Source organism: Pseudoalteromonas sp. 10-33 (assembly GCF_001469195.1).
In the GTDB taxonomy this organism is placed as follows: domain Bacteria; phylum Pseudomonadota; class Gammaproteobacteria; order Enterobacterales; family Alteromonadaceae; genus Pseudoalteromonas.
This window is the reverse complement of the sequence record NZ_LOFI01000016.1, coordinates 29467-33958: the sequence shown is the minus strand read 5'-3', so window position 1 is coordinate 33958 and position 4492 is coordinate 29467. Positions and strand designations below refer to the sequence as shown.

Below are 4492 nucleotides of genomic sequence, written 5' to 3'. Positions count from 1 at the left end.
TTGGCTGTTAGAACTCAATCTGTACGAGTGCCCACACAGATGATTGCTTTATATTGTTAAAGAACGTTGCGACGTTGTCGCTAGGGATGCGTATAATACATCCTTTATTTTTCGAGTCAATACTTTGTTTTAAACTTTCTTGCGATGATTTAAAACTAAAGTTTCACTTAACTCTCTGAACCAGTGCTGCTTTGCTATGCTTCGGCGTTTCCCGTCTCAGTGGGGTCGCATTATAGGGAGATCCAAAAACAGATCAACACTTTTTTTAGATCTTTTTACTGTTCGAACAAAATTAGAACAAAAGTACAAAAAACCATGTTAAAACACGCTTAAATTGATGCTTTTTTACACTGCTCTTTATAATTTCATATAAATATCATTGCTAAGTTCGTTTAAGACGTTAAGATAGCAAGTTCACAATGTTAAATTAATGTTTATTTCCTGTTTATTGGTAGATCTAAAATGAAATTACCCGATCAAAAATCTTTTATCTTTTCTGTTGTTATTGCTGTAGTTGGTTTTGTTATTGTTAAGTTCGCACTCGGAAGCTTAGAACTTGACCCTGCAATTGTATTTGCTGTTGGCCTGTTAGTAGGTGGGCTAGTTATTGCTGCTATGTCGTCTGACGTTTTAGAAGAGACCGAAGTGAAGACTAAAACACTTTACGTTGGTAACCTTCCTTACCGTGCAAACGAAGGTGTGGTTCGTGCTTTGTTTGAAGAGCAAGGTAAAGTATTCAACGTTCGTCTATTAAAGGATAAAAATACAGGCAAACGTCGTGGCTTTGGTTTTGTTGAAATGGCGCAAGCTGACGCAGACAATGCTATTGCTAACTTGAACGATAGTGAGTTTCAACAACGAACTTTAAAAGTACGTGAAGCAAAACAAAAACAAGAAGATGATGCTAACGCCCTTCGAACTCAGGCGGATCAATCAGTGTAACTAGCTTAACCGCCAGTTTATCACTGAACACATTAGCCGTTGCATAGTATTGCAGCGGCTTTTTTATATCTGATATACTTTGTGCTAATAAACCTAATTCGTCTAATAAATAACTGACCCTACTTGCTATTGCTACGCCGGAGTCCACCAGCTGAATACTATTCTCAAAGTATTCACTAATTTGTTTTGCAAGTATGGGAAAGTGTGTACATCCTAATATAAGTACGTCTACTTGCTTTTCAATATTCAAATCTTCAAGCACGGCATGCAATTTAATTGTATCTAAGCAGTCATTGAAAAAAAGCTGTTCCGCAAGGTTTACCAACTCAACACTACTATATAAGCTAACGATTACATTACTGGCATGCTGTGCTATTAGTGTTTTTGTATATGAGCTCGCTATTGTGGCTGGTGTTGCCAGTAAAGCAATGTGGTTTGAATGAGTTAATTCTGCTGCGGGTTTTATCGCTGGTACAACACCAACAATGGGTATATCTGTAATTTTGCGTACGGCACTTAATGCAGACGTAGATGCAGTGTTGCACGCTATAACAATTAAATCGACGTTTAGCTTGTTTAACTTAATAAAATGAATAAGCGAACACAAACGATTAATAATTGTTTGTTGTGTCTGAGCCCCATAAGGTAAGAAAGCATTATCCATGAAATAGCTATATTGAGCATTCGGGATACGTTGCTTTATATGTTCAAGTACTGTTGTGCCACCAATCCCTGAATCAAAAACCATTATATGCGCTGACAAACGACCGTTCCTATAATTAGATTAGAACGGCAGTTTGCCATGTGATTTTTGCAAAAGAAAGTAGTTTAAGGTTAAGGCTAAACTTCGTCTGCTGTTTGCTTTGCCGCGCTATTTAACTTATTAAGGTTTTCAAACATAGCTTTTGTATAATCAACCAGCTTATCGATCTCACTTTGGTCCTCATTGAGCCATTGCATGATGTCTGATAACTGATTTTGAATATCTAACTCGGCGGCTTTAGAAAATGCCTCTCGTAGATCATCATTAAAAGGCGCTATTTTATCTGCAATTACTTTTTCTGGGGCCGGTTTATTTTCTTCATAACCTTTTATTGCAGCAACCGTTTTGGTTTGTCGTAGGTCCATTGAAAATGCAACTAGTTGCTCATTGCCTAAACTAAGCTCTTGCGCTTCTTCAAATGCCTGATCTAAATCACCGCTAAAAAAAGTTTTACTTACGTTTTGTAGGTTTTCCATCAACTCATTAATTGCTTCTTGCTCTTTATCATTAAGGTCGCCGTTAACTGACATTGAAAATGAAAGCTCCCTCGATTGTGATGATTCACTTACGAATGCCTCCCCTTCCTCACCACGTTGATAACTGCTAGCAGACTGAGATTTAAACGCATCGGCAAAACTAATTGTTACTTCATCGCCTTCTGCGGTTGTAAAGCTGTACTGAGCATTATTACTTAAACTGGCATACTGTGCTTGTGTTACCCCCACACTGGCGGGCATTGGGTTGAACAAATTATCTTCAAACTCATCAAGGCCATTGAAAATGCCTTCTTTTGATTTATTGATCCCCTCTTGGGTTTCATCGTTTAGCACGCCAGATTCTTTGAGCTCATCAACAGCGTCATCAATACCTATTTGAACCCCCTTACGGGCATCACTTAACATACCTTTTAATTTATCGTCATCGGCACCATCAGCTTTTGCTTTATTAACGGCGCCAGTGACAAAGTCGAGTACATTTTTAACAATTTCTTCAAAATCAAAAAGGGGTTTTTCTGCCTTTTTTTCTTGAACAGGTAAACCAAGCTGCTCTGCCATTTTATCGCCTAAGACTTTAGCAGCCAACTCTTTGCCTCGTTGCTGATAACTGTCTTGCGGAGACGTGATGGTAGGTTGTTGTACATCAGCTTTGTTATTGAATTTGTTTATATTCTGGCTTGGTATAAAGCCATAGTTGCCTATTTTCATGAATCGTCTCCTGAACGTGCGTACTTTATTATCGGCCAGAGCATAAAAAACTAAAGTAAACCGCGTAAAAAAACATCATTTATTCTTGCCAAAACTAGACAAATGCGAACCGCTCCCTACAATAGCGCCGATAAACAGATCTTAGATAAGGCAATAACGCGAATGGCAGTTATTAAAATAGATACCACACAGTACCAAGCGCAGTTAAGTGAAAAAGAACAGCGTATAACTTCACAGTTTCAACGTTTTGGTGTGGAGCAGCTAGAAGTGTTTAGCTCGGAGCCAATTAACTACCGCCAACGTGCCGAGTTTAGGGTATGGCATGATGGAGACGATCTGTTTCATATAATGTTTGATCAGCAAACTAAAGAAAAAATACGCGTGGATACGTTTGACCCTGCAGCACCGCTTGTTGGTGAAATAATGCAAGTAATGATTGAAAACCTTAAGCCATGTGAGGTTTTACGCCGAAAGCTTTTTCAAATAGATTACCTGTCTACACTCAGCGGTGAAATTTTAGTGAGCTTGCTTTACCACAAGCCGCTTGATGATGACTGGCTACGTGAAATTAAAGCGCTTAAGGCAAAGCTGAGTGAAAAATATAAGATAGACTTTATTGGCCGAGCACGTAAGCAAAAAGAAATGCTAGGTGATGACTTTGTAACAGAGCGATTAACTGTAAATGGCCAAGAACTCGTTTACCAACAAGTAGAGAATAGCTTTACGCAACCTAATGCGAAAGTAAATATAAGCATGCTTGAGTGGGCACAAGATTTATGTAAACCACTTAAAAATGATTTACTAGAGCTTTACTGCGGTAATGGTAACTTTTCTATTGCACTAGCTGGCTCTTTTAATAAAGTACTAGCAACTGAGATATCTAAGTCATCTGTTTACTCTGCTCAATACAATATCGAGAAGAACAATGTAGATAATCTCGATATTATACGTATGTCGAGCGAAGAGTTTACTCAAGCGATGAATGGAGAACGTACTTTTTCTCGTCTAGATGGCATTGATTTAAAAAGTTACAATTGCCAAACCATCTTAGTCGACCCGCCACGCGCTGGTATGGATGAATTGACCTGTGATTTAGTGGCTAACTACGAAAATATTATTTACATATCGTGCAACCCTGACACACTGGAACGCGATCTAGATCATTTAACGCGTACTCATAACGTCAAGCGCTTTGCGATATTTGATCAGTTCCCTTATACCCATCACATAGAGTCGGGTGTTTTCTTACAGCGTAAATAACCAACCAAAATTAAAGTGCCAGTGCTTTTATAAGTGCTGGTATTTGCTCTTCACTAAATACTTGAACTCCATTCTTTATTAATAATGCTGCAGTTAAACCTAGACCTTCGATTTTTATTCCGCGATGCTTTCCATCATATATTGTATTTCGTCCGCAAGAAGGGCTCGATTCTTTAAGTAAAGCAAAACGAACTTTATTTTTTTTACAAAGTTCTAGCGCTATATTAGCCCCAGTTTGAAATTGCTCTGTTACATCTTCTCCTGAATTAGTAATTACTTTCCCCTGTATTATTTCAGCAGGAGCTCTAGGAGTAGATAGCCC

The 4492-nt window shown here is 38.4% G+C and carries 5 protein-coding genes; 2 read left to right on the top strand and 3 right to left on the bottom strand.

Features of this window, described 5'->3' with window-relative positions; all coding sequences use genetic code 11:
• The first annotated feature begins 462 nt into the window (after positions 1-462).
• Entirely contained in the window at positions 463-942 is a 480-nt protein-coding gene (locus ATS76_RS10615; protein ID WP_058552129.1) for an RNA recognition motif domain-containing protein, read from the top strand.
• On the opposite strand, the gene murI is transcribed toward ATS76_RS10615, so the two are convergent.
• On the bottom strand, positions 905-1705 hold the full coding sequence (murI, locus tag ATS76_RS10610; RefSeq protein WP_058552128.1) for a glutamate racemase: 801 nt from the start codon (positions 1703-1705) through the stop codon (positions 905-907). The two genes, ATS76_RS10615 and murI, sit on opposite strands and share 38 nt — an antisense overlap.
• Before the next feature lie 77 nt (positions 1706-1782).
• Positions 1783-2910: a DUF5610 domain-containing protein gene (locus tag ATS76_RS10605; protein WP_058552127.1), complete on the bottom strand. Its 1128-nt coding sequence runs from the start codon at positions 2908-2910 to the stop codon at positions 1783-1785.
• Between the two features lie 162 nt (positions 2911-3072).
• On the opposite strand from ATS76_RS10605, the gene trmA reads away from it, so the two are divergent.
• On the top strand, positions 3073-4170 hold the full coding sequence (gene trmA / locus ATS76_RS10600; RefSeq protein ID WP_058552126.1) for a tRNA (uridine(54)-C5)-methyltransferase TrmA: 1098 nt from the start codon (positions 3073-3075) through the stop codon (positions 4168-4170).
• Between the two features lie 10 nt (positions 4171-4180).
• Here trmA and ATS76_RS10595 read toward each other — a convergent pair.
• On the bottom strand, positions 4181-4492 hold a 312-nt coding region (locus tag ATS76_RS10595; protein WP_058552125.1), incomplete at its 5' end, for a DUF523 domain-containing protein.

What these genes read in the sequence shown, in the direction of transcription:
- ATS76_RS10615 (WP_058552129.1), top strand. Translation starts at nt 463, where the DNA reads ATGAAATTACCCGATCAAAAATCTTTTATCTTTTCTGTTGTTATTGCT.
- ATS76_RS10605 (WP_058552127.1), bottom strand. Translation starts at nt 2,910, where the DNA reads ATGAAAATAGGCAACTATGGCTTTATACCAAGCCAGAATATAAACAAA.
- trmA (WP_058552126.1), top strand. Translation starts at nt 3,073, where the DNA reads ATGGCAGTTATTAAAATAGATACCACACAGTACCAAGCGCAGTTAAGT.